Origin of the sequence: Emticicia aquatilis, from assembly GCF_014644295.1 — a bacterium.
Lineage (GTDB): Bacteria > Bacteroidota > Bacteroidia > Cytophagales > Spirosomataceae > Emticicia > Emticicia aquatilis.
Map to the genome: position 1 here is coordinate 281807 of NZ_BMKK01000005.1, position 25815 is coordinate 307621.

General features: G+C 38.5%; 20 protein-coding genes. 7 read left to right on the forward strand and 13 right to left on the reverse strand.

The window, feature by feature from the left end; genetic code table 11:
* Positions 1 to 47: 47 nt before the first annotated feature.
* From IEX65_RS13725 to IEX65_RS13755, 7 genes are all read right to left on the reverse strand, one after another.
* Positions 48 to 518 (reverse strand): hypothetical protein, encoded by a 471-nt coding sequence (locus tag IEX65_RS13725; protein ID WP_188766652.1) that lies wholly within the window; start codon positions 516 to 518, stop codon positions 48 to 50.
* A gap of 109 nt (positions 519 to 627) precedes the next feature.
* Positions 628 to 2094, reverse strand: a complete 1467-nt coding sequence (locus IEX65_RS13730) for a SusD/RagB family nutrient-binding outer membrane lipoprotein (RefSeq protein ID WP_188766653.1) — start codon at positions 2092 to 2094, stop codon at positions 628 to 630.
* Between the two features lie 116 nt (positions 2095 to 2210).
* Positions 2211 to 5375: a SusC/RagA family TonB-linked outer membrane protein gene (locus IEX65_RS13735; RefSeq protein WP_188766654.1), complete on the reverse strand. Its 3165-nt coding sequence runs from the start codon at positions 5373 to 5375 to the stop codon at positions 2211 to 2213.
* A gap of 921 nt (positions 5376 to 6296) precedes the next feature.
* Complete coding sequence (locus tag IEX65_RS13740) at positions 6297 to 7448, reverse strand: hypothetical protein (RefSeq protein WP_188766655.1); 1152 nt, start codon at positions 7446 to 7448, stop codon at positions 6297 to 6299.
* A 14-nt stretch (positions 7449 to 7462) separates the two neighbouring features.
* Complete coding sequence (locus IEX65_RS13745; protein WP_188766656.1) at positions 7463 to 8611, reverse strand: hypothetical protein; 1149 nt, start codon at positions 8609 to 8611, stop codon at positions 7463 to 7465.
* Positions 8608 to 10140, reverse strand: a complete 1533-nt coding sequence (locus IEX65_RS13750; protein ID WP_188766657.1) for a tail fiber domain-containing protein — start codon at positions 10138 to 10140, stop codon at positions 8608 to 8610. Before IEX65_RS13750 ends, IEX65_RS13745 begins: the two co-directional genes overlap by 4 nt.
* Positions 10141 to 10180: 40 nt before the next feature.
* Positions 10181 to 10510, reverse strand: a complete 330-nt coding sequence (locus IEX65_RS13755) for a LytTR family transcriptional regulator DNA-binding domain-containing protein (protein ID WP_188766658.1) — start codon at positions 10508 to 10510, stop codon at positions 10181 to 10183.
* Between the two features lie 165 nt (positions 10511 to 10675).
* On the opposite strand from IEX65_RS13755, the gene IEX65_RS13760 reads away from it, so the two are divergent.
* Positions 10676 to 11326 (forward strand): response regulator, encoded by a 651-nt coding sequence (locus tag IEX65_RS13760; protein WP_188766659.1) that lies wholly within the window; start codon positions 10676 to 10678, stop codon positions 11324 to 11326.
* Between the two features lie 7 nt (positions 11327 to 11333).
* Complete coding sequence (locus IEX65_RS13765; protein ID WP_188766660.1) at positions 11334 to 13220, forward strand: tetratricopeptide repeat-containing sensor histidine kinase; 1887 nt, start codon at positions 11334 to 11336, stop codon at positions 13218 to 13220.
* Between the two features lie 49 nt (positions 13221 to 13269).
* Here IEX65_RS13765 and IEX65_RS13770 read toward each other — a convergent pair whose 3' ends face one another.
* The 3 genes from IEX65_RS13770 to IEX65_RS13780 all read right to left on the reverse strand — a co-directional run bounded on the left by IEX65_RS13770 (position 13270) and on the right by IEX65_RS13780 (position 16756).
* Positions 13270 to 14901 (reverse strand): DUF8832 domain-containing protein, encoded by a 1632-nt coding sequence (locus IEX65_RS13770; protein WP_188766661.1) that lies wholly within the window; start codon positions 14899 to 14901, stop codon positions 13270 to 13272.
* Between the two features lie 69 nt (positions 14902 to 14970).
* On the reverse strand, positions 14971 to 16194 hold the full coding sequence (locus IEX65_RS13775; protein WP_188766662.1) for a hypothetical protein: 1224 nt from the start codon (positions 16192 to 16194) through the stop codon (positions 14971 to 14973).
* 58 nt (positions 16195 to 16252) lie between these two features.
* Positions 16253 to 16756 (reverse strand): methylated-DNA--[protein]-cysteine S-methyltransferase, encoded by a 504-nt coding sequence (locus IEX65_RS13780; RefSeq protein ID WP_188766663.1) that lies wholly within the window; start codon positions 16754 to 16756, stop codon positions 16253 to 16255.
* Between the two features lie 149 nt (positions 16757 to 16905).
* Between IEX65_RS13780 and ubiE the strand changes: the two genes are divergently transcribed.
* The 5 genes from ubiE (at position 16906) to serA (ending at position 21547) form a co-directional block, all read left to right on the forward strand.
* Positions 16906 to 17634: a bifunctional demethylmenaquinone methyltransferase/2-methoxy-6-polyprenyl-1,4-benzoquinol methylase UbiE gene (gene ubiE / locus IEX65_RS13785; protein WP_188766920.1), complete on the forward strand. Its 729-nt coding sequence runs from the start codon at positions 16906 to 16908 to the stop codon at positions 17632 to 17634.
* A 24-nt stretch (positions 17635 to 17658) separates the two neighbouring features.
* Positions 17659 to 18393, forward strand: coding sequence for a type IX secretion/gliding motility protein PorT/SprT (porT, locus tag IEX65_RS13790; RefSeq protein ID WP_188766664.1), 735 nt, complete (start codon positions 17659 to 17661; stop codon positions 18391 to 18393).
* Positions 18394 to 18477: 84 nt separating this feature from the next.
* The gene (yidD, locus tag IEX65_RS13795) at positions 18478 to 18690 is read left to right on the forward strand and encodes a membrane protein insertion efficiency factor YidD (protein ID WP_188766665.1); all 213 of its coding nucleotides are present in this window, start codon (positions 18478 to 18480) and stop codon (positions 18688 to 18690) included.
* A gap of 387 nt (positions 18691 to 19077) precedes the next feature.
* The gene (locus IEX65_RS13800; RefSeq protein WP_188766666.1) at positions 19078 to 19611 is read left to right on the forward strand and encodes a YfiT family bacillithiol transferase; all 534 of its coding nucleotides are present in this window, start codon (positions 19078 to 19080) and stop codon (positions 19609 to 19611) included.
* 46 nt (positions 19612 to 19657) lie between these two features.
* Positions 19658 to 21547 carry a phosphoglycerate dehydrogenase gene (gene serA, locus IEX65_RS13805; RefSeq protein ID WP_188766667.1) on the forward strand — a complete coding sequence of 630 codons (1890 nt, stop codon included), beginning with the start codon at positions 19658 to 19660 and terminating at the stop codon, positions 21545 to 21547.
* A 69-nt stretch (positions 21548 to 21616) separates the two neighbouring features.
* Here the strand turns inward: serA and IEX65_RS13810 are convergent, their stop codons facing one another.
* The 3 genes from IEX65_RS13810 to IEX65_RS13820 all read right to left on the reverse strand — a co-directional run bounded on the left by IEX65_RS13810 (position 21617) and on the right by IEX65_RS13820 (position 25697).
* Positions 21617 to 22921: a TolC family protein gene (locus IEX65_RS13810; protein ID WP_188766668.1), complete on the reverse strand. Its 1305-nt coding sequence runs from the start codon at positions 22919 to 22921 to the stop codon at positions 21617 to 21619.
* 75 nt (positions 22922 to 22996) lie between these two features.
* Positions 22997 to 24598: a DHA2 family efflux MFS transporter permease subunit gene (locus IEX65_RS13815; protein WP_188766669.1), complete on the reverse strand. Its 1602-nt coding sequence runs from the start codon at positions 24596 to 24598 to the stop codon at positions 22997 to 22999.
* A 55-nt stretch (positions 24599 to 24653) separates the two neighbouring features.
* Entirely contained in the window at positions 24654 to 25697 is a 1044-nt protein-coding gene (locus IEX65_RS13820; protein ID WP_188766670.1) for an HlyD family secretion protein, read from the reverse strand.
* Positions 25698 to 25815 lie beyond the last annotated feature (118 nt).

Sequence of the window (25815 nt, forward strand, 5' to 3'; positions counted from 1 at the left end):
GAGAATTTGTTAAAATAAATTTTCCATTCTCAACTTTTAATTTTCCATTACTTTGTTGCTGTCAATCTGAAATACTTTGTAAATGACACATCTTTGTAAGTTGCCGAACAGGCTAACTGCACCGATGAACCAACGGATGGCGTAGCTATCCCAAGAGATTTCCAAGCGATTTTTAGTGTCGAACGACCAGTACCATCGGTTGTTACATCTGAAATTTTTGTTCCATTTCTGAGTTTGAATGTTACGGGAACAGCGGTAGCTGGAATGCTATCAATCCCTACTTTATAATCAAGCAAGCCATCTTTGTTTAGTTCTAACAAGCGTACTGTGATTGAAGCATCAGCAGATGCTGAAGAAACCACTGAAGGCTCGGTTGTTAGTCCGTTCGACTTACCCGCTGGGTCTTCAAAAATCACTAAAACAGGGGCTGCAATTCTATCTACAAATGGGTCATCAACTTTACATGATGCAGCTACAAATCCTAAAAATATGGTGCTAAAAAATAGTATTTTCTTCATGATGAAATTCGTTTATGTTTAACTTGAATTAGCTTTTTGAATTGATTATGAAGTTTTTTCTATTCACTCACAATTCAATTCTATTGTGGCTCTCATTCAATCATTGATTTTACTCCGTCCACCAAAGTTTGGTTTTCATGTTATCGGCTCCGTTGATTTTGATACCTTCGTCGAGTTTTACTTTATTTAAAGAATATTCAGTAGTAGGGTACGGTAAGCGAGTCGGTACAACGCCATCGTTTTCAAATACCGCTCTGGCATCACGTGGAGAGAATTTTGGGAAACCCGTACGACGGAATTCTGTCCAAGCCTCCACTCCTTGTCCGAAAAGAGCAATCCATTTTTGTTCGATGATTTTTTCTTTAGAAATCGCTCCAACTGTTGTCAAATAAGTAGTAGGAGTAGTAATACCAAACTGAGCAAATGAAGCATCAATGCCCTTTTTGAAATAATCATCAGCTTTGCCATCAATATCTCCATCAAAAGCAGCTTCTGCCAAAATAAAGTTTAATTCGCTGAATGTCATGATTACACTTGGTGCACTTGCCTTCGTGAAATAATCAGTCAGTACTGAAGCCGAACTCAAGTAAGTAGTTGCAATCGCATCTGGTAAGCCATTCGGGATTCCTTCATAGCCACCAGCTTTATTTTTTGTAGCAAAAACACCTAATCGAGTATCGCCTAAAGCTGTAAGTTTATCAACCACCGTTTTGCTGATACTCCAGTCAGTACGGCTACCAACAATCATTACTTCGTTCCACTCATTATTGCTTGGGCGAGTATTGGTATTGGCCAAAAGTGCATTATCAGCATTGCTCATGAAGATTGGATATTTGGCTGCATCAGAAAGGATTTCTTTCATAATTGCCTTAGATTCTGCCGATTTTTTTGCAGCTTGACGATTAGCCAAACGTAAACGAAGCGAGTTGGCAAATTTCTTCCACTTCAAAATATCTCCACCATAAATAATATCACCAGAAATAGCGGGGCCACCAACTGTCAATTTTTCGTTAGCGAGTTTCAAATCAGCTAAAATTCCTGCGTAAACCTTATCCATAGAGTCATAGGCAGGCGTATAGATTGGCGTTGCGTCTGTGCCTTTGATAGATTCGGTGTAAGGAATGGCTCCGTACAAATCTGTCAAGAGCGAAAATGTCCACGAACGCATAACTAAGGCAGCACCTTCATAATTTTTATTCGGGCTTTTGCCTTTTTCGCCTGTTTCGGTAATAATTCTTTGAAAATTTAGTAAGCCATCATTATAAAGCGATTTCCACGTATTATTATAAAATGTGGGCGTGATTCCGTAGTTATCGCCTTCGTTTGAATAAATATTACGTGCTAAATACTGTACCCAAAGCATCGCACCATCAAGGTTTAGACGCTCGAAACGAACGTTTCCACCCCAATATCTATCAACTGCTTTTTCTACTGCATACGGAAACAAATATTGAGCTCCGATAGCCGTTGGGTTATTTGGGTCGGTATTCATTTCATCGAAGTCTTTCGTACAAGAACTAACCGATGAAAGCAATCCAATAAATGCGAATGAATATATAATTTTATTGAGTTTCATATTTGTCAAAATTTTAGGTAGATAATAAAGCTGTTGGCGATTAGCTTTTAGCATTTAGCTTAATTATTTCTTTTAAAAAGCTAAAGACTGATTGCTAACAGCTAATCGCTTTTCACTTAAAAACTTATCGAAAGATTTGCACCTACACTTCTTGAATTTGGTAATTCGCCGTAAGCAAAACCTTGTTGGTTTGCACCGAAGCGGTCAACTTCTGGGTCGATGTGTGGCGTATTTTTGAATAAAATAGCCAAGTTGCGTCCCACAATCGAAAGTTTTGCATTTTGCAAACGTAACTTCGACAATACCGATTTAGGAATATTATAACCAAATGAAACTTCACGTAATTTGACATAAGAAGCATCAAAAATTGCTGCTTCGTGGTAGCGACGAGGGTTATTATAGCCAATCAGTTGGTTGGTTGCCACAATCACATCATTTGGTACATATTGAGGGTTTTCGGTGGTTCCGATATTCATCACACCTTTACCAATGATACCTTCTTCACGACCAACGGCTGTTTCAGCATATTGACCAGTCCAACGAGCAGTTCCTGTACCTTCATCGAAAATATCACCACCAATTTTAGCATCAATTAAGGCAGTAAGTGTAAACTTCTTGTAAGAAAAAGTATTCGAGATACCTCCCATCCACTTTGGTTGGATATTACCCAAAATTCTTGGCGTTGTTTCTACCACTGGTAAGCCGTTGGCATAAACAATCTGACCATCAGGAGCATGTTTGAAGCCGATACCAAACAATGCACCGTAAGGCATCCCGACCTGAGCGATTGAGGTCAAACCACGACGCTCTTGGAGGGTGTAAGTTGTAAGACCTTCAGCCAACTCAATTACTTTATTGCGGTTACGAGAATAATTTACCGACACATCCCACTTGAAACTATTAGCTTCGATTACTTTCCCAGAGAGCATAATCTCGATACCTTGATTAGTGATTTGTCCAGCATTTAAGATACGCTTGTCATAACCACTGGCTTTCGAGATTTCTACTCCGAGAATTTGGTTTTTAGTTGACTGATTATAGTAAGTGAAGTCTAATCCGAAACGATTTTTCATGAATTTCAAATCAAGACCTAATTCGATACCTGTCGTAATTTCAGGTTTCAAGGTAGCGTTTGAAATCGTTAGGTTTTCATAATATTCTGGTAATGAACTATTCCACGAACCACCCGCACGGAATGTTTGAGCTAATTGATACGGGTCAGCATCGTTTCCTACTTGAGCCCAGCTTGCTCTTACTTTTCCGTAAGAAAGAATATCTTTTGGATAATTGATGAGGTCAGTGATAACACCACTCAACGAAACCGAAGGATAAAAATACGAACGAGCATTTGATGGAAGCGTACTCGACCAATCATTACGAGCGGTTGCATCTAAGAATAGAGCGTTCAAATAACCCAACTGTAATGAGCCATAAACACTTTGTACTTCGGCTTTTTCAATGCGGCTTTCGATTGCATTTTGGCTTGGGTTTGAATTGGCCAAGTTATAAACACCATCCACAACCAACTCTCCAACGTAAGCGTAGTTACGTTTGTAATAATTTGTGCGTTGTGCTGCACCAGCCGAAGCCACTAAATGAAAATCTTTTGAAATTGATTTTTCGTAAGATAATAAGGCATCGTGATTGGTTTCTTGACGACGTAATACTTCTTCCGAATAACGTCCTGGAGTTTGGTTACCATTACGCACTCTTTCAAAGTTTACGATATTGACACGGGTATCTGACCACATATCCGTACCGCTTCTGAGCATCAACTTCAATTCTGGCGAAATTGTGAAGTTTAAAGCAATATTACCCACTAAACGGTCTTTTTCGTTGGTATATGGTAGTTTTTCGCTCAAAAAAATCGGATTCGTGAAGAATGTATGTTGCCAGTTTGCTGGGTCATTATCTGGTAATTTTCCAGCTACTTCTCTTTGGATGTGTACACTCGAATAATCTCTCCAATTAGCCAATTGGTCCCACGAAACGTGGCGATGCGACCAAATAAATTGGTCACCGTTTTGGTAAGTACGATTACCGCCAGATTTCACGTATTCACCCGAAACCACTGCCGAAATGAACTTTGAAACCTTATAATTTGAGTTGATTTTAAAGTTATTTCTGTAGAAATCGTTGAATGCCATCAAACCTTTTTGGTCAAGGCGACCAACGCTCAATCTGAAACTACCTTTATCGTTTCCACCCGAAAGAGCCAAGTTATTGGTCAAAGTAGTACCTGTTTGCCAATATTCATCCCAGTTATTAGGTTGTGGCGTAAGCGGAGCTACATCTTTTCCTGTAAACCATTGTCTTACTAAACGACCATCCATTGGAGCACCCCAGCTTTCGTCAGTACCTTCAGTACCAGTAGTAGAGCCTGGTTTAACCGAACCGTAAGCGGCTTTGTATTGGTCATAAGCATCAGGAGTAATCACGCCACTCCAACCATCAGAATACCATGTTGTATAACCCGAACCACCACCATAAGTGTTTTGGAAATTCGGTTTAACCAATGGGCGTTCGGCCGTGAAATTTGAGTTATATTCGATACCCAGTCCTTTTGTGCCAGCACCGTCTTTGGTTGTAATCAAGATTACACCATTAGCAGCACGAGAACCATAAAGAGCAGCAGCATTAGGTCCTTTCAAAACCGAAATCTCTTTGATGTTATCGGGGCTAACCTCCGAAATACCACCACCAAATTGCTTGTCGAATTGTTGTTGAATCGGCACACCATCAACTACAATAAGAGGTTGGTTATTGCCAGAAACCGAAGAAGCACCACGAATCTGGATAGTTGAACCACTACCCGGCCCACCATTGGCACTGATACGAACACCCGCCATTTTACCCGAAAGAGAATTAGCGATGTTATTTGAGCGAGCCTCAACTAAGCCTTCGCCTTTGAGTTCTTGTTGAGAGTAACCGAGAGATTTTTTCTCTCTCGAAATACCAAGAGCCGTCACAACAACCTCATTTAAAGTTCTTGTGTCGGGCTGTAATGTTATATCATAAACGCTTTTATTTTCAATTTTCACATCAGTTGTAGCATATCCAATCGCACTAAAAGTAAGAAATGTACCACCTGCTGGCACTTTCAACGAAAACTTTCCATTGGCATCAGTAACAGTTCCAAAGTTTGTACCCTTTACAGTAACCGAAGTTCCGGGCAGAACGCCCTCACTTTCAGAGTTCACTACACCCGTAATGACCTTTTCTTGTGCCATTATCGCAGACGATAATAGCAGACATACTAATAGGTAGAAATTCTTCATCATAAAATTCTTGGTTTAGTTAGTTTGTTGGCACCCTTTTCGGTCGAATCATTACGAAACTCCGACCGCTCGGCTTCGTAACAATCGACCTAAAGGGAAATTATTATAGGGTCCAGTTTGGATAAAGTGTATCTTCTGAGTCGAAAATTCTGAGTGTCGAAAATTCAACTTTTAATCTAAAATAGGTTTTCTGTTTTCAGTGGTTTCCATCCACCAGTTTAATTTTGGAGTGCTTTACGTACACACTCAATTCCGCATTTTAAGCGTAGTATTTTTATGATTCAGATACCTCTCATATTGCGGTCGGAAGTAGAAGTATCTGTTGAAGAATTGTTGTACTTATCTAAGATTTAATGATTAAAAGTAGTATGTGTATTTTTAATAAAAAAGTATTTTTCAAAAAAAATTAAATAAAGATTAAAAATAATTGATTTTTTTAAATAAATAATTTGAAAAATGCAATTAATAGACACTTTTTTATAAAATATCAGAAATACGCTTAATACTTTGTTAAAATTATTGATGTTTCATTTTTTGTAATTTTTTATTAAAAAATGAATTTTTCTTCAAATATATGTTTTCAAAAATAATATATACCAATAAAAAAGTTTAAAATTACTAAAAATACGTATTTTATATTTATTTAAAATAATTCTACATAATTGTAATATTCTAATTTTGAGTAGTTTTACCTATAAGTATTAATCTCATAAAAAAACACCCAAACAACAAAGCTTGGGTGTTTTAGACTATCTGAAGATATTAAGATTAAATTCTATCGAATTAGTGTATTATTTATTTACTATTAAGTATTCATGAATAGCCTTATTTGTAATTGTAGCCTCATTGGTTTTGCTATCTGATTTGATGGCCGATATATAAATATTATTCACCTCAATAAGTAAGATTTATGCAAAAGAAGCATCAATTATTTCCTAAAACACGCCAAACTTGGTCAGTACCATCATAGATTAGCATACAACCGCTATTGGGCTTTACATTTACTGATAAATCAAGTATCCAGCCCCCATTTTCGGCAAATACAATTCTATCGGAGGCAGCTACATTGGCAAGCGGATAATTACCCCAAATTTTAAGGGTTGTAGTGCTATTAGTCATAACAGTTAGTATGAGTCCATCGACACCACCCGAAATACCATTCAAATTTACTGTACCATTGCCTCGAAACATGATTACTGACTTTCCATTTCGATTTAAAGCATTAAAAGAAACCTCATTTGAAGAGTAATTTTTGGTTTCGATGCCTAATTGCAAATCACCCATTACCGATAATTTAGACTGTGGGTTTGCATCGCCAATTCCAACATTTCCGTTTCCTTGAATAACCATTTTTTGAGTAGCAGTACTTGTACCACTTTGTGTGGTATAAAACTGCATATCGGCTCCTGTGGCAGTTGTTGTCCAGTTTTGGTTAGCTACCATATCAATTCTGGCTCGTGCGGTCGTATAATCGACTGAGTTATGCCCTTTTCCACCAAAACGAGCCAATATATTACCTGAAGTGGTAGGATAAGGCAAGATATTTGACCCATTCGCACTAATACCAAAAATTGATGGAGCGTCACCAGCATACCGATATACCCCAATACCTTTATCACTATCTGATGGTTGTTGTACTTCAAGCTGATGGTCAGGTTCGGTGACAAGATAATTTCCTATTCCTACTTTTCCATTATGATTTATAAACAATCGACTCGATGTCAATGTGGTGTTATTTTGAGTCACATAGATTTCAGCCCGTGTTCCTTGGTTATTTGCATTCCAATTTTGAGTAGCGGTAAATCGCAAAGCAGCATTGAGTGCTGTAAAACTTCCACCAGCATACCCCCTACCTTCAACACTCAGAAGCGTGTTACCGTCTTGTGTTGCCGAAGGGTTGGCATGAGTGCCATTGATGCGAATTCCTACGATATTAGGAATAGCTGTACTTCGCAAAAACACGTTTTCATAATTGGTATAATCTGCATCTATTTTATTGGGGCGAATCGTGATATTTTGGGCATTGACCTGCCAAGCTGCAAAAGAGATAATACAAACTTTAAGAAATCGATACATACGGATATTGTTATTTATTTTTGTAGGCCGATAACTCTCCATCTCTGAAAAATATGGTCGTAGATTAAGGTACACCCTCCACGACCTGATATTTGAATATTAGGCGATGCAAATGGCTCGCCTGTAATAATTCTTTGACCTGCGTTAACATCTGGCGACTCATTCTGGATTTCGAGATTAGAGTCAAATTCATTGTGCCAAATTATATGTAATACGAGTCCCTCTTTTCCGTCAGTTATACCTTTGATAAATCTACTTGCATTGTCTGTCAATAAAATTACTGACCTATCATTTCTATCTAATAAACCAGTACCTCCTGGCGGTGTTGAGAAATTATCCTGCATATCAAAAGAAAAATCACCAGCCAATCTCAATTTAGTAATTGGCGAATCGGTGCCAATACCTACATTTCCATTACCATTAATTGTCATTTTTACTGTTGGGGTGGTGGTTGCACTTTCGGTGGTATAAAACTGCATTTTGGCACTTGTAGCCGTACTTGTCCAGTTTCCGTTGGCAACCATATCAATTCTGGCTCGGGCAGTTGTAAAAGAAGTGCCATCATAACCTTTTCCGCCAAATCGGGCTAAAATGTCATTATCTAATGTAGCAGTAGGTAATAAATAATTGCCTCTTGCACTTAGTCCAAAACAAGCTGGTGCATCACCACCGTAACGATAAATTCCCATACCTTTATCATCGTCAGTTGCTTGCTGAACTTCAAATTGATGGTCGGGGACAACGTTTAATGAATGATAATATTCCCCCACACCGATTTTCCCATTGTGATTGATATAAAGCCTGCTTCTGAAAGATGTTTCTCCATTTTTATTAGTAAAAAACTCCATTCGTGAGCCTTGACTACCAGCATTCCAGTTTTGCGTAGAATACATCCGAACACCCGCACGCATGGTTGTAAATCCAGCTCCTCCGTATCCTCTTCCTTCGATACTCAACAATATTTGGTTTTCATTTACGGCTGTTGGCGAAGCATGAGTTCCATTCAATTTCATTCCGATGATATTTGGGAAATCGGTGTTTCTAATGAAAATATTTTCATTCGTGTTATAATCAGTTTCAATTCGGTTTGGGCGAATTGTGATTCCCTGCGAAAATCCTTCTAAAGAAATTCCTAAGCTAATAATGCAGAGTAGTTTTTTCATGGCATTTTATCCGTTTTAATTTTATTATTTGCCTCAACACCAGATAGCCTATTTTTGAGTAATTCAATTTCTCTTTTTTGCTCATCAATCAGTTCTTTCAAAGCTTTGATTGACTCTACAAACATTGGGTCGTAATCTCCATAAGCAGTCATCAAATATCCATTCGGGTCTTCTTTGATTTTTGTAGGAAAAACTTCTTTTATTTCTTGAGCAATGAATCCATATTGGATACCTGTGGGACGCTTAGTACCTGTTTTCGTATCGTTCCATTCATAAGTAACTCCTTTGAGATTCAGCACTTTTTGTAGCATTTCTTGGCTATTTAGATACAAAATATTCGTTTTTAGACGTCTGTCTGAATGCGACGACCAGTTTCCTGCTGTATTTTTGGCAGCATCGCCCTCTACTTCAAGTCTAAAACCAGCCGTTGGAAGCCTTCCGATACCTAAATTACCGGGGGCAGAGAGTGTCATTTGCACTTGCGGAGTTGTTGTTGATGCAGGAGTAGTCGAAAAGTCAATGGCAGTAGGTGTATTTGTACTTGTCCAATTATTAGCAACCCTAAAATCAATTCTGGCTTTTGCATTTGTGAAACCAGCTCCATCATGTCCTTTTCCACCTAAACGCATTAAAATTTGGTCATTCAGAGAAGCACTTGGTATATTGCTATTTCCGCCAGCTTCAACTCCAAAAATAGTTGGGATTCCAGAGAATCTTTTCACAGCAATTCCATCATCATTATCTGCCAAAACTTCCAAGTAATGAGCTGGAGCAGTATTATTAATACCAATATTACCATTTTCGGCAATCGTCATTCTTCTCAATGGTGTATCGCCGTTGATTGGAGCTGTATAAAAGTTGATTTCAGAGCCATTTTCGGCACTTTGCCAGTTTTCTTTTGCTCTGATTTCAATTCTGGCACCTTCTTCAAAATAGCTTCCATTATGCCCATGACCTTCAAATCTTGCCAAAATTTGGTCATTAGTTGAGGCCGTTGGAGTAGTCTGGCTTCCGCTTGCTTTAGCTCCAAAAATATGAGAGTTGAAAGAATTACCATTTCCAAAGCTTTTTACCCCAAAACCTCCATTGCCGACGACCTCTAATTCGACTTGCGGAGAACTGGTTCCAATTCCTACTTTCCCGTCATGATTGATTACCATTCGTTCAGTGTTCGATAAAGTCCCGTTTGCTGTTGTATAAAAGTAAATAGCTGTTCCAGTGGTAGTGGTAGTCCAGTTTTCTGTACTTTGAAACCGCAAAGTAGCCCCTGACACAAAATTACTTCCGTCGAATCCTTGAGCTCTCAAGTCTAATAAAGTATTATCATTTATAACAGCCGTAGGAGTATCGAAAGAACCATTATACCGAACCCCGCTAAGATTTGGGTTTTGAGAGGTTTTTATTGTTAAATCATCTACACCACTTTTATTGACAGAAATGTTTGATGGTGTAAGGGAAATACTTTGAGCAAAACTCGTTAAACTCAAATATTGTCCTAAAACAATGAGGTAAATTCTTATATTTTTCATCGGAATAAAGTTTAGAAGATAGATAAATTATAGTTTATAATTATTGCCTAAAGTTTGAAATTGCATTAGCTACTTTATACAATCTCCTTCTCGAAACCACCGTTTCGAAACCATCCATGAACCGAATATGTGACTCATGAACAGTGAAAAAATTTTCTAAAAAATGTATATTTACCATACATGATTTATTGACTCTCACAAAGGGTATGCTGAGGTCTTTTTCATAGGCTTTGAGTGTCCGGGCAAGGATTAGCTTGTCGCCAGAAGTTAAAACAAGGTGGCTGTAATTAATGTCAGCTTCTATCCGAATGATTTCTTCGAGGTTTACCTTGTTTTTAGAGTTTGGATGAAGACTTTTAAATGTTTTCATGTTTCTGCTATTTATTTAATACAAATCTCAGAAATAGCAATAAACCAAAACATCGTGTAAATAAGGAGATTTTGCCGTTTAATAAATTTTTTGGTACTTCAAGCCTCCAATACTGCCTAAAGTCAGCCATTATTTATATTTTTCATCAAATTCAAATTCTCAGAAATGATAAAACTGTGCTTAGTCGATGACCACGAATTATTATTGAAAGGATTGGCCACTATCATTGATACTCAGGAAGATTTTTCGGTAATAAAAACTTGTCTGTCGGGTAATGAATTACTTGATTGGCTGGCACAAACCACCGAAATCGACGCTTTGATTTTGGATGTAAACCTACCAGATTTTGATGCCGAGGAATTATTGATTAAAATCCGAAAAATTAACCCGAAAGTACCCATTCTTTATCTAACTATTCTGCGAGGCTCTCGGATGTTTCATAAGCTTCGGAAACACTCTTTTCAAGGGTATTTATTGAAAGACACTTCTTATGATATTCTTTTTGATGCCATTCGGACGATAAGCAGCGGTGGTTTTTATTATTCGGATGATATTGATTTGAATTTCTCGAAAGATGAATCAATCCACGAAAGTTCGTATATCAATAAGAGTTCGGCGGTGGTGTTGAGTAATCGAGAAAAACAAATTTTAAAACTTATTTGTGAAGAATACAGCAGCTCGCAGATTGCAGAAAAGCTTTTTGTGAGTGTCAGCACCGTAGATACACACCGACAAAACATGATGATAAAACTCGGTGTAAGCAATACTGTTGGCTTAGTAAAGTACGCTTTTACGTATGATTTAATCCCCAAATAAACAGCCCATGAAATCAAAAATCTATTTCATTTTTTTGGTTTTTCTTACTTTTCAGCTAAAAGCTCAAGACAAACTCGATAGTCTTCAAAAAGAGATTCCAAAAGCTAAACATGATTCTATTCGACTGAAAATCTACACACAAATCATCAAATCCGCCTTATATTCAAATCCTCCTCTTTCTAAAACTTACGCCATCAAATTTGATTCAACCGCCACTTTGCTCAATAAACCAGAAGACATCGCCTTCGGCAAAAATTATCTGGGCATGGTTCATTACGTGGGTAACGAGCATCTTACGGCTATCAACTATTATTTAGATGCTATCAAACGCTTCGAGCAACTCAATAATCAATATCGGGTTGGAATTGCCCTCAACAATATTGCGGCCTGTTATCAGTTTCGTGAAAAACCACTCCAAACGATTGAATACTACAATAAAGCTTTGGTGATTTTCAATAAACTCAACGAAACCACTTGGATTGGTAATGTTTCGCACAATATTGCCAACGAATACCATAAACTGGCAAGCAAAGAAGTTGATAAAAAACTCAAGGAAAAATATTTGGCCGAAGGGCTTAAAAATGAGCAAGTTGCGATAAGGAGTTTTGAGAAAAACAAAGACACATACTCTATCGGGTTGTCGAATATTACTTTTGGAAATTTGGAATTTGTAAAAGCAAACTTTCAAAAAGCCATCGAATACTATAAAAATGCCGAAAAGCTGATTCCTGCCCAAGATGACCCCGAATCGCTTGGCATGGTCTTTCAAAACATTGGTAATGCTTTATATGAAACAAAAAAATACGATGAGTCGATTGATTACTTAAAAAAAGCCACTAAAATATTTGATGAGATTAAGTCTTTGCCTTCTAAAAAAATCACTTTAGATATTCTTCTACGAGATTATTACGAGAAAAAAGACTACAAAAATGCCTTTGAAACTCAGCGAGACTTTATCGAATTGAGCGATAGTCTTTTCAATCAAGAAAAAGATGCCGCCATGATTGATGTACTGAAAAAATACGAATCTGATAAAAAAGAACAAGAAAATAAACTACTCAATCAACAACTCGAACAGCAAAAACAACGGCAATTAGCCTACCTAATTGGCTTGGTGGGTTTGGTACTTTTTTCGAGTATTATCATCTATTTTTGGTATAAAAACCGCCAAAAAGGTATTTTAATTGAAAGTCAAAATCAAAAACTATCCGATTTGAACAAAGAAAAGAATAATCTGATTAGTATGGTTTCGCACGATTTGAGTACGCCATTCTTGACGATTAAAACATGGAATAATATATTGAAAATGAGCTTAAAAGATAATCCAAAGGCTTTAGAAGCCACCGAGGTAATTCAACAAAGCTCTGAAAGCGGTATTACGCTCATCAAAAAAATATTGGATGTCGAAAAAGCCGAAACCAATCAGCATGAGTTAGCCCTTGAATCTTTTGATTTGACCGATTCGGTAAAACAAGTGAAGGCAGAGTTTGAAGAAATTGCCAAAACCAAAAACATAGCTATTTTCAGCGTTTCAAGCCCTAAGAACATACAAATTTTATCTGATAAACATCTGATAAACAGAGTTTTAGAAAACCTAATTTCCAATGCCCTTAAATACTCAAATCCTAACTCAAAAGTCTGGATAACCACCGAAGAACTAAGCAATAGAGTATTATTGAAAGTAAAAGATGAAGGCATTGGGATATCTGAAGATGATATACCTAAACTATTTACAAAATATGGTGTTTCCACCTCCAAACCCACCGCAGGTGAGTCGTCAACTGGCTTAGGGCTAAATATTGTGAAACGGATTTTAGATGAAATTGGCGGAGAAATAAGCTGCGAAAGTCAACTTGGGGTAGGAACAGAATTTACAGTTTCGATTAAAAAATAAAAGAGAATATCTGTATGCTCATAAAAACATACAGATATTCAACCTCCTATTAAATCACATTCGCATCAAAAACGCCAGTCAGAATTTTGCCCTCACGCTTTACTTGTAACCAAACACGGTAATGCCCAGCCTTCGGAAAAACATACGGAAACGTTACCTGTCCACCATGATGCCCATTAACTTCGTGTGTCATATTTCCCATCAATAATTTATCTCGTTCGGCTTCGGTCATGGTCTGAAGTTTTGCCAAAACATTATCGACACTATCTCTAAATTTCTTTGCATTATTTAAGTTCGGACGTTTATTGCTTGTCTCGCCAATGCGTTTTTGCAAAACTTGCACAGCTGTTGAAGAGTACGTGCCATTGGGGTGCAAATGAATATAGACACTTGCATCATCTTTGATAACGGCAGCATGGCCCATCATACCCAAATAAGTTTGTAATTCGGCAGGTTTTCCGTCAGGGGCAAGCACCGAAAATTTCAAATCATATACCTTTCCAGCTACAAGTTTCTGGTTTGGTTTTTCCTCCCAAACAATGCTTGAACCATCTTGCAGCTTGGTTTTAACACCTGGGCTGCCACAAATCGTGATGCTTTCATCAACTGTCGAATTAGCACTTTTATTAAGTGCATTCGTCACCACAAAAGTATCGTCCGAGTCACCCGTGAGGGTTGGCATTACATTTACTTTTGGTGTTTGTGGAATCTCCACAGTATCAGTAATCGTATTTTGCAAGCTATGATAACGCAATACATCGGCAAAAATCAAGTACTTTCCTGCTGGCATATTAGGCAAAGGAGCTTCAAATTTTAATGTATCTTTGCGAGAAGGATGCAAATGAGCAAATACTTCCATCGAGCCTTCTTTTACCAAAAACATGTGCATTAGTTTCCCATGGTCAGGAATAATAAAACTTGTCGAACGGCCATTAACCGAAGCTGAATCTATCTTGAAATTCAATATTCGCTGCCCAGCTCTAAGACTAATACTTGATGTGGCAGTATATGGCCGATAAATATTTCGTTGATAATCTGCCGTTTCGGCATTCCACCACATATTTCCTCCAAACAACAACAATCCACAAAACGAAGCTCCAATCGTTGAGCCAACAATGCGTCTTTTCTTAGTCGAATTGTTTTCACTCTCTCCTACTTTTAGCAAGCTATCGCCCGTACTTGCTCCAATAATTGTAGTCATGATTCCGACCAAAAGTAAAGCTAACCCTGCCAAAATCCAACCTAACGAACTTGGTAGTTGGCGTTGAGCCGTAGAAAGTGCCGCAATCGGAATCAATACTTCCCCTTTCCCTCTTGCCCCTTCAATAACTACTCTTACGCTGGCCGCACCATTTTCCATGAGCCAAATTTTTCCTTCATATTTTCCTGCTTCGGTCATAATACCTTCGTCCGAACGAGGTGAACCTTCATCGCCAGTCCAATAATAAATCGGACTCATTTTTACACTTTTTATATCGTTTCCATCAACCATCACCGACACTTTGGCCGTTCCTGGAATCACATCGGGTGGCTCTACATATACTTGTACACTGTATTTGCCCGCTTTACCTTCATGCACAACACCTGCACTGCCAATGTGAGCAAACAAACGCCCCCCCGCCCCTAAAGGGGAGTTGAGGAGAAGGATTAAAATGTATTTTAATATATTTATCTTTTTCATTTGATTAAATTTCTGTTTTGTAGAGGGACACTTCAGAGAATTTGTTAGCTCCCCTTTAGGGGCGGGGGGTTACCTCTGCACTTGTTTCATCCAATTTCCCCAAGCAAGTCCGATGCGAGAAGAAATGATACTGTAAACAACCGCAAGCAAAATACCAGTCAACCAAGCCGAAAGCGGTTTATCATTCCAAGGTCCAAACTTAAAGCGATATTCCCAGTCGGCATCATTCTGAAACGACCAAGAATTGCTTCCAAAAAACCAATTTCGTGCAAGCGGAGATTCGTGCAAAAACGTACCAAACGGATAATGCGACACCAACAAAACCACTGTATAGATTACGCCCAACATCAAAGCCATTGTCCAATCATTTTTGGCAGACAACTTATCACGAAGCCAGTCAATTGCAAAGGCAGGAATAAATAAAAGCAATGGAAAGCCAAGCGTTTGATAAGTTGTAATTTGATTATGAATCGGCCCAAGCAGTGGCTCAACTGGCAAAAGTCTCAAAACAGCATTGACGACCCAATGGAAGAATAAGAAAATAAAACATATATAGGTAGTTCCCCATTTTTTTCCAGAAGCTCGTCCTGTTGCAAGCAAGAAAATTGGAAATGCCGCACTCGCTACTTGATAAAATGATGGGCTGTGCATAGCCCAGCGTCCCAACGATTCTGAAAGGAATGTAAAAATAGAGGTGATTAGAAAAGCTGCCGTAAAAATAAACATCCACTGCAAACGGTTCGTACGTTTGGTGTTTTCTTCGGCCGAAAGCGAGCTTATTTTTTCACTTCTATTCAAAAAAGCCAAAACGGCAATCATTGCCCCCATTTGAACGCTCATTAACCCCAACAACAAGACGGTGTGCGGCGGAGAAAGAATTTGTACGTCAAGACCATACGTATTATGCCACCAATCATCAAACGGTGCCGATGTAAGCGAAGCGATTCCACCCCAAATACAGAAAAGTCCACCCAAAGAACTGTAAAAAACGCCCCAAAACTTCACCATTTTCCCTTTTTCGAGCTGGTTTCCCCAAAACGAAGTTTTTAGAACTTGATAACCCGAAAAAATACCCGCAGCTGCTGCCCCAATATACGTCACCACGTGCGGAGCCGAAAAGAGTCCGTCACGGCCAATGCTCATGTGCCAAGCAATGTCCCACAAGATTCCGAGAATCACGCACATAGAAGCAATCACACTCACATATACGTAGAGCGGAATGGCCAACAAGAGTTTTGAAGATGAAGAAAAGTCTTTTTCGGTTGTAATAGACTGATTAATAGTCGTTTCCATAGATTATTGATTAGTTTGTTTAATGACATTTCTATTGTTGATTACCCCTACTTAGAAGCTAAAATAAACCTAATTGAGCCTGATTGGGCAAACTTCCCTCGTGTCGAAGCAACCATTCTTTTCGCCAAAGGTCGCCACCGTAACCCACCAAACTACCATCCGAGCCAATGACTCGGTGGCAAGGCAGAATTATTGTCAACGGATTATTTCCATTGGCCGTACCAACTGCTCGTATCGCTTTTTCGTTGCCGATTCTCCGAGAAAACTCAAGATACGAAATTGTTTTCCCATACGGAATCGTTTTCAGATATTCCCACACATTTCGCTGAAAATCAGTTCCTTGTGTCTGTAAAGGCAAATCAAAATCTCTAAGTTTTTTGTCGAAATAAGCCTCAAATTGCCTAATACATTCATCAATAATTACAGAGTTTTCGGGTGTTTCTTCTAACTGGCTACTTGGTTTCTTTTGGGCTTCTCGAAACAGTACGTGCGTCAGAAAATCATCGTTTGCGATAATCTCCAAAACGCCAATCGGTGATGAATAATGCTTGATATACTGCATAAATTGTGTTCTTCTTCATTCGATTTCAAATATACAAAAAGTATCTCTCAAAAACTTTTCTGATAATCAATCAGTTATCAATTAGTAGTTTTGTAATTTTGTAAACTTATTTTTAACATACACAAGCGATTTTGTTGAATCGCTCCACGATAATGGTAGTACCTTACAAAGAAAAAGACAGCAGCAAGCGTGAGCAAATTGCCGAAATGTTTGATAATGTTTCGCCTAAATATGATTTCTTGAACCATTTGCTCAGTGGTGGAATTGATTTTTGGTGGAGAAAAAAGGCTATTTCAATGTTGCGTGCCGAAAAACCACAATTAATTTTGGATATTGCAACAGGTACGGGCGATTTGGCCGTTGAAGCCGTTAAACAACTCAAACCCGAAAAAGTAATCGGCGTTGATATTTCGGAAGGAATGTTATCGTTTGGGCGTGAAAAGATGAAAAAACTGGGTTTAGAAAACAAAATCGAACTTCAAATGGGCGATTCGGAGAAATTACAGTTTGAAAACAATACTTTTGATGCCGTTATCGTTTCTTTTGGAGTACGTAACTTTGAAAATCTCGAAAAAGGCCTAACCGATATGTGCCGAGTAACCAAGTCGGGCGGTACGTGCATGGTCATGGAATTTTCGAATCCCAAAACTCCCGTTATTAAGCAATTATACAATTTTTACAATGCAACAATCCTGCCTTTTATAGGCCGATTAGTATCGAAAGATAGTTCGGCTTATAGCTATTTACCCGAATCGGTGAAGGCATTTCCAGAAGGAGAAAACTTCTTGAGAGTGTTTGAAAAAGCAGGATTTCGTCAGACAAAATGTATTCCGCTTACGTTTGGCGTTTGCTCAATTTACATTGGCAAAAAGCCTTGATAAGTTTTACTTTTTAAATTTTTTATGAAAAAAGTCCCTTTTCTTAGATTTACAATTAGTCTTTTTTTAGTAACAGTACTCGCACAAAGTGTGTTTGCTCAACAAACTCGCCGCCATTTTCAGGCCGATTACGATGCAAAATCACTGCGATTTGGCTATTTTTTGGGACTAACCAGTACTTATTACAACGTGAAGTTTAATAATTACTTTGTCAATAAAGATAATTATTACAGCATTACTTCTCCTTCTACTTTTGGGCTTAAAATGGGAGGTTTGGCTAATTTTAGACTCAACGATTATTTTGATTTTAGAGTCTTACCTACGGTATCCATTTATGGAAGAAGATTAGAATATAAATACATAGATACTGCACTACCAGACAGCGACCCAAATAAATTTAAAGAGAATACCGATTTACGGGAAACTGCTTGGTTTGAACTTCCTGTGATGTTTAAGTACAAATCCGAAAGACGTGGAAATGTAAGAATGTATGTTTTTGGTGGACTTCGTTATGGCGTTGAAACAAACCCTAATAGTAGAAGAAACAGGTCAAGATTCATCACAAAAACCAGTGACTTCAGTGTTGAATATGGTACAGGGATTGAGTTTTTTAGAGAATACTTCAAGTTTTCGCCCGAAATTCATTTTTCACACGGCCTCAACAATTTAGTTGACCCAGTAAATAATAAAAATACGCCCCTTCAAGGCGTTGACCGCTTGACAACTCACACGGTTACGCTCTATATATTATTTGAATAAGGAAGCCACAAGCAACCAATTTTAGACAAAAGTTGTTAGGTCTGTAAAAGCAGATTTTCACAGCTTTTGTCTATTTTTTTATCAATGAAATACATCGCCATTTTTCTTGTAAGACTCTACCAAGCAGGTATTTCGCCTTGGTTTCCGCCATCGTGTCGCTACACGCCTACTTGTTCGCAATATTCGGTTGAAGCATTTCAGAAATATGGTTTTTTCAAAGGTTTTTGGCTAACTGCCAAACGCATCGCTCGTTGCGGCCCCTGGAGCCATTCGCACGGCTACGACCCTGTTCCTTGATTTGTTAATGGTTAATGGTTAATGGTTAATGGTTAATGGTTAATGGTTAATGGTTAATGGTTAATGGTTAATGGTTAATCATAACAATTCCTCCAATACTCAGTTCCATGATAATGAGTAAATAATAAAAATTTATCGAGCGTAATTTTACCCATCGCCTATAACCAATTTCCCGACAACTAGTTTTCCAATAACTAATAACCAGTTTACCAATTCCCCAATAACTAATCACAAATAACTAATTATCACAAAATTTTCTATTGTTTTTAGGACTATTCAAAGAACTTTCTTAAATATTTGTTTATTTCTATAAAATCAGTAGTCTTTCTAACTTGTTGTTCTAAAATAGTCCGTAAATTTGGATTTACAACAAAATCATTCTTGTCAATGACTTCGGTAATGACACTCGAACAACGCCAATTTCCTATCGGAAAATGGTCTCCTAAGAAAAGTTATTCGGCCAAAGAAATCGAACGCAACATCGGTATCATTGAGAAGTATCCTGCTAAGTATAAACGACTTACCAAGAAACTTTCCGACGAAGATTTGGCCAAAGCTTACCGTGAAGGAGCATGGAATGTACGTCAATTATTGACCCACATTTCTGATATGCACATCATGCACTACGCCCGTTTCAAGCAAGCTCTTTCCGACGAAAATCCAGTTGGATTTGTAGCCAATATCAATGCTTGGAACGCCACTGCCGAAATATCCAGTACGCCACCAGCCGATGCTTTATTATTATTGGAAGCTACGCACAAAAGATGGGCATTCCTGATGAGGAATATGTCGGAAAGCGATTTCAACAAAACCTTTTTTCACGCATTACGTCAGATAAATCTCACTTTAGCACAGGCCCTAAGCATGGCTGCTTGGCACACTAAACATCATTTTGAGCATATCAGAATAGCGTTACAGTAAAATATTATTTCATTTAAAAATAGCTTCCCTTTAGGGACTGGGTTTCATGAACAATACCTATTATATCATAGATTTCGATAGCACTTTTACGAAAGTAGAAGGCCTTGACGAACTCGCCAATATTGCTTTGGCAGGAAGTGCCAATCAGGAAAAAGTTGTTGCTCAAATCAGAAGTCTGACCGAGCAAGGCATGAATGGCGAAATCACTTTTTCGGAAGCACTCAGTCGCCGAATAGAACTATTGAAGGCCAATCGTTCGCACATCAATCAATTGGTTGATTTTCTCTATACACAAGTTTCGGAGTCATTCCAACGCAACGAAAAATTCTTACGTGAATTTTCTGACCATATCTTAATCGTTTCGGGTGGTTTCAAAGAATTTATCGTGCCAATCGTAACGTCGATGGGTTTGAAAGAAGAAAACGTATATGCCAATACTTTCGTTTTCGATGCCGAAGATAATATTATTGGCGTTGACCAAGATAATGTTTTAGCTCACGAAAAAGGCAAAGTAAAACTTCTCAGTTCATTGAAACTTGATGGCGATGTGTATGCCATTGGCGATGGCTATACCGACTACGAACTTCGTGCTTCTGGACTGGCCAATCGTTTCTATGCTTTCACGGAAAACGTTAAGCGTGAGAAAGTTACGGCCAATGCCGACCACATTGTACCATCGCTGGATGAGTTTTTGTATCTGAATAAATTGCCTCGCAGCCAATCATATCCGAAAAGCCGCATTAAAGTCTTATTGCTCGAAAACGTTCACTCGGTTGCTATCGAGGCATTCAAACGTGAAGGTTTTGATGTAGAAACGCACAAAGGTGCAATGGACGAGGAAGAATTGTCAGAAAAAATCAAAGGAGTTTCGATTTTGGGACTTCGTTCAAAAACCAATTTGACGAAAAAAGTCCTCGAAAATGCCGATAAACTCATCACAGTTGGAGCGTTTTGTATCGGAACAAACCAAATCGACCTTAAAACTTGTACCGAAAAAGGCATTGCAGTTTTCAATGCACCATATAGCAATACTCGCTCAGTAGTTGAACTGGCGATTGGCGAAATGATTTTGTTGATTCGTAATGTGTTTACGAAAAGCAACCAAATGCACGCTGGTAAATGGGATAAATCGGCCAATAATAGCTTCGAGGTTCGTGGCAAAAAATTAGGTTTGATTGGTTACGGACACATCGGAACGCAACTTTCAGTTATCGGTGAAGCACTCGGTATGGAGGTTTATTTCTACGATATTGTAGATAAAATGCCCATCGGAAATGCCAAGAAATGCCGCTCTTTGGAAGAAGTTTTACGAGTATCGGATGTGGTAAGTATGCACATTGATGGCCGTAAAGAAAATACCAATGTTTTTGGCAAACGTGAGTTTGAAATGATGAAAGATGGCGTGATTTTCATGAATCTCGCCCGTGGACATGTAGTCGAAGTGCCAGCTTTGGTAGAAGCCATCAAATCGGGTAAGGTAGCGGGTGCGGGTGTTGACGTTTTCCCGTACGAACCAAAAACCAACAGCGAACCATTTGAGAACGAATTGCGTGGTTTACCAAACGTAATTCTTACGCCACACATCGGCGGAAGCACCGAAGAAGCTCAAGAGGGTATCGGACTTTATGTACCTGAGCGTTTGCTCGAATACATGAATAATGGTAGCACAACAGGCAGCGTAAACTTCCCAGAAGTACAATTACCATTGTTGCGTGATTCGCACCGTTTATTACATATTCACCAAAACGTACCAGGCATTTTGGCCAAAATCAATAATATTTTTGCGAAACACCACATCAATATCATTGGTCAGTATCTAAAAACCAACGAAACGATTGGCTACGTAATTATGGATATTAGCAAAGGTTATACCAACGAGTTCATTCAAGAAATCAAAGACATCGACGAGACTATTCGTTTCAGAATGTTATATTAAAAATAGTTATAGCACAATTTTCCAAAATGTTACGATAAAGAAACAATTTAGAAAATTGTGCTACTTTTCTCACCAAAACTTCACTCCCGATAATCTACTGATTTCGAGTTTGGCCAAAAGTGCCTGATAATCGTATTGCAATAAATTAAATTTTGCTTCTTCTAAACCTGTCTCGGCCGACTGTATTTCGAGCGGTGTACTTACGCCATTGGCCAATCTATTTTTAGCCAGTTTCAAACTATACTCAGCTTGATAAATATTACTTGCAGCCAATTCCTTTTTCTGATTCGCTACTTTTATATCGTTATAAGCATTTTCGAGGTCACGATTAATTTGTATTTTCTGAGATTCGGTCACTTGCTTTGCTGCATCAAGATTTATTTTAGCAATTTGAGTGTTGTATGCTCCACGTTTTCCTGTGTAAATCGGAATCGAAAGCTTTACCCCTACCAACGAATTGGGTCTTAAAATAGATATATCAGGCAAATAACCATTACGCACACCCACCGAGGCATTAGCCGCCAAAGTAGGCAAACTACTCATACCCGAAATTTTCACTTCTTGAGCCAAAACACTTTCTTTTGTAAGTAAACCTTTCAAATCAACATTATTCTGAATCGCCTCATTATAAGCACTTTGCAAATCAGTTTTACCATAAGCAAATTGTAGTTCAGCATTCGCTGGAATTAATTTTCTTGCATCAGAACCAATCAACGAACTCAAGAAAATATATTGTCTTTCGAGTTGGCCTTGTAGGTCTATCACTCGCATTTCGGCATTTTTGTAGCGTACTTGTACTTGCACAGCATCATAATCAAGAGCATCGCCACTTTTTATGCGGTCGGCAATGATTTTGCCGTTTTCCTGTACTAATTTTACTTGGTCTTGCTGCACGACAATGGCTTTTTGCAAGTAAATAATACTATAATATAACTGCGAAACTTGGTAAGCCAAAGTATGTTTCAGCGTCTCGATTCCTCCAGTTTGTTGCTGAATTTCGAGAACCGTTTTCTTTACACCCTCCTTAAATCTTCCCCAATCATAAATCACATACGTGGCTCCAACACTGGCATTATAATTATTATGTGGCTGAAATTGTATGGTTCGAGGTTCGCCATTAACGGGCAAAGTTGCCTTGGCAATTGGGTCAACTCTTGAGTAGCTCACATCGCCACTTACTTGTGGTTTAAGACCCGTTTCTTGAACTTTGATGCGGTAATCGCCAGTGCTAAGTAACTGCTGTTGCTCTTTTACTCTTGGCGAATATTCGAGGGCTTGATTAATAAGTTTAGAAAGTACTTGCTCGCTACTCTGAGCAAGCACTTCGTTACCTAAAAACAAGCAAACAATGATTAATAATTTATTGATTTTCATTTTTTTAGTTTCGATATTTAAGACAAAAACTTGAGATAAAATACTCATAATCAATGCCTAAAATTGATAATTATATTAGTGTGATTCGGCGGCAGCTTTGGCGGCAGCGGCAATTTCTTCGGGCGATTTTTTCTTGGTTTTTAATAATACCACCAATGGCAAGACACACAAGAAAAATATGGCCACAATTCTGAAAGTATCTAAGTATGCCAAATAGTACGATTGGCGGTCGAGCATCAACTCCAACTGTCTGTACGCTTGCGTTGAAGCCTGTGCGATATCGCCTGAGCGAGACAAAAATCCCATCTTGATAGCATTGAATTTTTCGAGAAACAACGGATTATTGGGCGTGTAATTTGCCACCAAGTCAGAGCGGTGTTGGGCGTATTGAATAGCCACGTAATTATTGGCCAATGCAATACCAAATGCTCCTCCAAGCTGACGAATCATGTTGGTCAACGAAATACCCGACCCAAATTCGTTTGGTTTCAAACCAGCCACCGAGGCATTGATGAGCGGTAATTGCAACATAACCGTACCTAAACCACGCAAAACCTGTATCGGATAAAAATCCCAACGTCCCATATCGGCAGTTGCGGTTCCGCTATAAAAACCGAAGAAAGCAAAAATCAAGATTCCCGCAATTACAAACGGAATTGGCGATGCCCCAGCCGACATTCGTCTGCCCAAAATCGGAAAGAGTGGCAAAATTGTCAATGTCGGGAAGAATAAAGACAAACCTGTTTCATAAGGCGTAAAACCATTGATACGCTGCACCATTACTGGATAAACAAAAACCGATGTAAACAATCCAACCCCCGAAACAAGTACGAAAATCGAAGAAAACGCAAAATTCCGATTAGCGAAAACCCTTAAATTTACTACTGGATGGTCGGTGTTTAGCTCTCTACTGATAAACCCTACGATTCCGAGTGCGGCAATCAAGGCCATTACCGAAATCTCTCTCGACTGAAACCAGTCTTTAGACTCTCCTTTTTCGAGAATATACTGTAACGAACCAATTCCGATAATCAACAATATGATTCCGAAGTAATCAATCTTAATATTGGCCTTGTTTTTTCCTTCTCCTTCTTTTCGTGGAATATATAAAATTGTAAGTACCGTAGCAATAATACAAATCGGAACGTTTATAAAGAAAATATCGCCCCAAGTATAATTATCTACTATATAACCACCCAAACTTGGCCCGAGTGTTGGCCCCAACACGATTCCCATTCCGAAAAGCCCCGAAGCCATGCCTCGTTCTTTTCCTGGGAAAGCATCAAACAAAATGGCTTGTGAAGTAGAAAGTAAAGCACCTCCGCCAATTCCTTGAATAAATCTCCAAAAAACCAATTCCCACAAAGAATCTGAATTTCCGCACAAATAAGATGCAATACCAAACAATACCATTGATGCCAAATAATAGTTTTTTCGACCAAAATATTCGGCCAAAAAGCCCGTCATCGGAATCACGATTACGTTGGCAATGGCATACGACGTAATCACCCAAGCTATATCTTCAATTGTTGCCCCCAACGAACCCGCAATCTGATTAAGAGCCACATTGACAATCGTTGTGTCGAGTAGCTCCATCACGGCGGCCGTTACGGTTGTCAGTACAATGATGAATCGTGCTGCACCAATGGGCTTTTTTGTATTTTCTGTATTTTCCATAAATATCAAGCCTGCAATTTCCCGCAGCTAAGGGTTTGTTTTAGAAACCCTTACATTATTTAATTTTTACTTCAACCTCTAAACTCATACCCGCACGGAGCTTGTCACGCAATTTTTCAACGCCTTCAATCGCAATCTTTACTGGAATTTTCTGCGTAACTTTCACAAAGTTTCCACTTGCATTATCTGGTGGAAGAAGAGCATATTTGGCACCTGTCGCATCCGAAAAGTCAGCAATTTTTCCTTTCAATTCCATATCAGGAAAAGCATCTAATTTAAGATTTACTTCTTGCCCAACTGCCAAACGACTGATTTGAGTTTCTTTGAAATTGGCTACAACCCAATAAAGTGAATCTTGCACGATTGTGGCCAAAGTTTGCCCTGGTTGAATAAACTGCCCTGGCTCAACGCTCTTACGACCAATTTTACCATTTTCAGAAGCGTACACTTTCGAATACGTTAGTTTCAGTTTTTGTTGTTCGATTTTTGCTCTTTGCACCGCCAAGGCCGCTTCAGCCTTGTGCAAATTTGAAGAAAGTACATCAATACGAGATTTTGAGGCCGTCCAATCTTGTTTTTGGCTATCGTACTGGGCATTCAACACTTCCAAATTAGATTTACTATCATCAACCTGACGCTTCGTAATGGCATTATCAGCAAATAATTTAGCATCACGCTCAGCATCTTTTTGAGCTTTTTCTTTGCGTAAAGCCGTTGTTTTAAGACCAGATTCGGCAGCACTGATAGTCATATTAGCATTTTTGATGCTTGCTTTGGCACTTTCTACATCAGTGAGCATTTGTTGATACATGGCTTCCATTTCGACCAATGCCAAGCGTTGTTCGCTATCATCAATATCAACCAACAATTGACCTTTCTTTACTTGCTCAAAATCTTTCATGTTTACGGCATTTACATACCCCCCCACTCTTGGCACAACTGGCACTGTGTAGGTTTCGATTTGGGCATTATCAGTAGTTTCGTAGCTTTGATTGTATTTATATTTCTGATAAGCATAAGTAGCAGCTCCAATCACAATCAATAAAAGTATGATGCGTGGAATGTAGTTTTTAAACGATTTTTTAGAAGTATTTTCCATTTTAGTATTCAGTTTCTTGCGTTTGTTTTAGTTTTTAGTTTCTCTTTGGTTCGATTAATTTTAATTTGATGGCACAAAGTAAACTAAGTTTACTAAATTAGTCAAGTAAGTTGACAAT

Coding starts and splice junctions, on each gene's coding strand:
- IEX65_RS13725 (WP_188766652.1), bottom strand. CDS start 518: ATGAAGAAAATACTATTTTTTAGCACCATATTTTTAGGATTTGTAGCT.
- IEX65_RS13730 (WP_188766653.1), bottom strand. CDS start 2,094: ATGAAACTCAATAAAATTATATATTCATTCGCATTTATTGGATTGCTT.
- IEX65_RS13735 (WP_188766654.1), bottom strand. CDS start 5,375: ATGATGAAGAATTTCTACCTATTAGTATGTCTGCTATTATCGTCTGCG.
- IEX65_RS13740 (WP_188766655.1), bottom strand. CDS start 7,448: ATGTATCGATTTCTTAAAGTTTGTATTATCTCTTTTGCAGCTTGGCAG.
- IEX65_RS13745 (WP_188766656.1), bottom strand. CDS start 8,611: ATGAAAAAACTACTCTGCATTATTAGCTTAGGAATTTCTTTAGAAGGA.
- IEX65_RS13750 (WP_188766657.1), bottom strand. CDS start 10,140: ATGAAAAATATAAGAATTTACCTCATTGTTTTAGGACAATATTTGAGT.
- IEX65_RS13755 (WP_188766658.1), bottom strand. CDS start 10,510: ATGAAAACATTTAAAAGTCTTCATCCAAACTCTAAAAACAAGGTAAAC.
- IEX65_RS13760 (WP_188766659.1), top strand. CDS start 10,676: ATGATAAAACTGTGCTTAGTCGATGACCACGAATTATTATTGAAAGGA.
- IEX65_RS13765 (WP_188766660.1), top strand. CDS start 11,334: ATGAAATCAAAAATCTATTTCATTTTTTTGGTTTTTCTTACTTTTCAG.
- IEX65_RS13770 (WP_188766661.1), bottom strand. CDS start 14,901: ATGAAAAAGATAAATATATTAAAATACATTTTAATCCTTCTCCTCAAC.
- IEX65_RS13775 (WP_188766662.1), bottom strand. CDS start 16,194: ATGGAAACGACTATTAATCAGTCTATTACAACCGAAAAAGACTTTTCT.
- IEX65_RS13780 (WP_188766663.1), bottom strand. CDS start 16,756: ATGCAGTATATCAAGCATTATTCATCACCGATTGGCGTTTTGGAGATT.
- porT (WP_188766664.1), top strand. CDS start 17,659: ATGAAAAAAGTCCCTTTTCTTAGATTTACAATTAGTCTTTTTTTAGTA.
- yidD (WP_188766665.1), top strand. CDS start 18,478: ATGAAATACATCGCCATTTTTCTTGTAAGACTCTACCAAGCAGGTATT.
- IEX65_RS13800 (WP_188766666.1), top strand. CDS start 19,078: ATGACTTCGGTAATGACACTCGAACAACGCCAATTTCCTATCGGAAAA.
- serA (WP_188766667.1), top strand. CDS start 19,658: ATGAACAATACCTATTATATCATAGATTTCGATAGCACTTTTACGAAA.
- IEX65_RS13810 (WP_188766668.1), bottom strand. CDS start 22,921: ATGAAAATCAATAAATTATTAATCATTGTTTGCTTGTTTTTAGGTAAC.
- IEX65_RS13815 (WP_188766669.1), bottom strand. CDS start 24,598: ATGGAAAATACAGAAAATACAAAAAAGCCCATTGGTGCAGCACGATTC.
- IEX65_RS13820 (WP_188766670.1), bottom strand. CDS start 25,697: ATGGAAAATACTTCTAAAAAATCGTTTAAAAACTACATTCCACGCATC.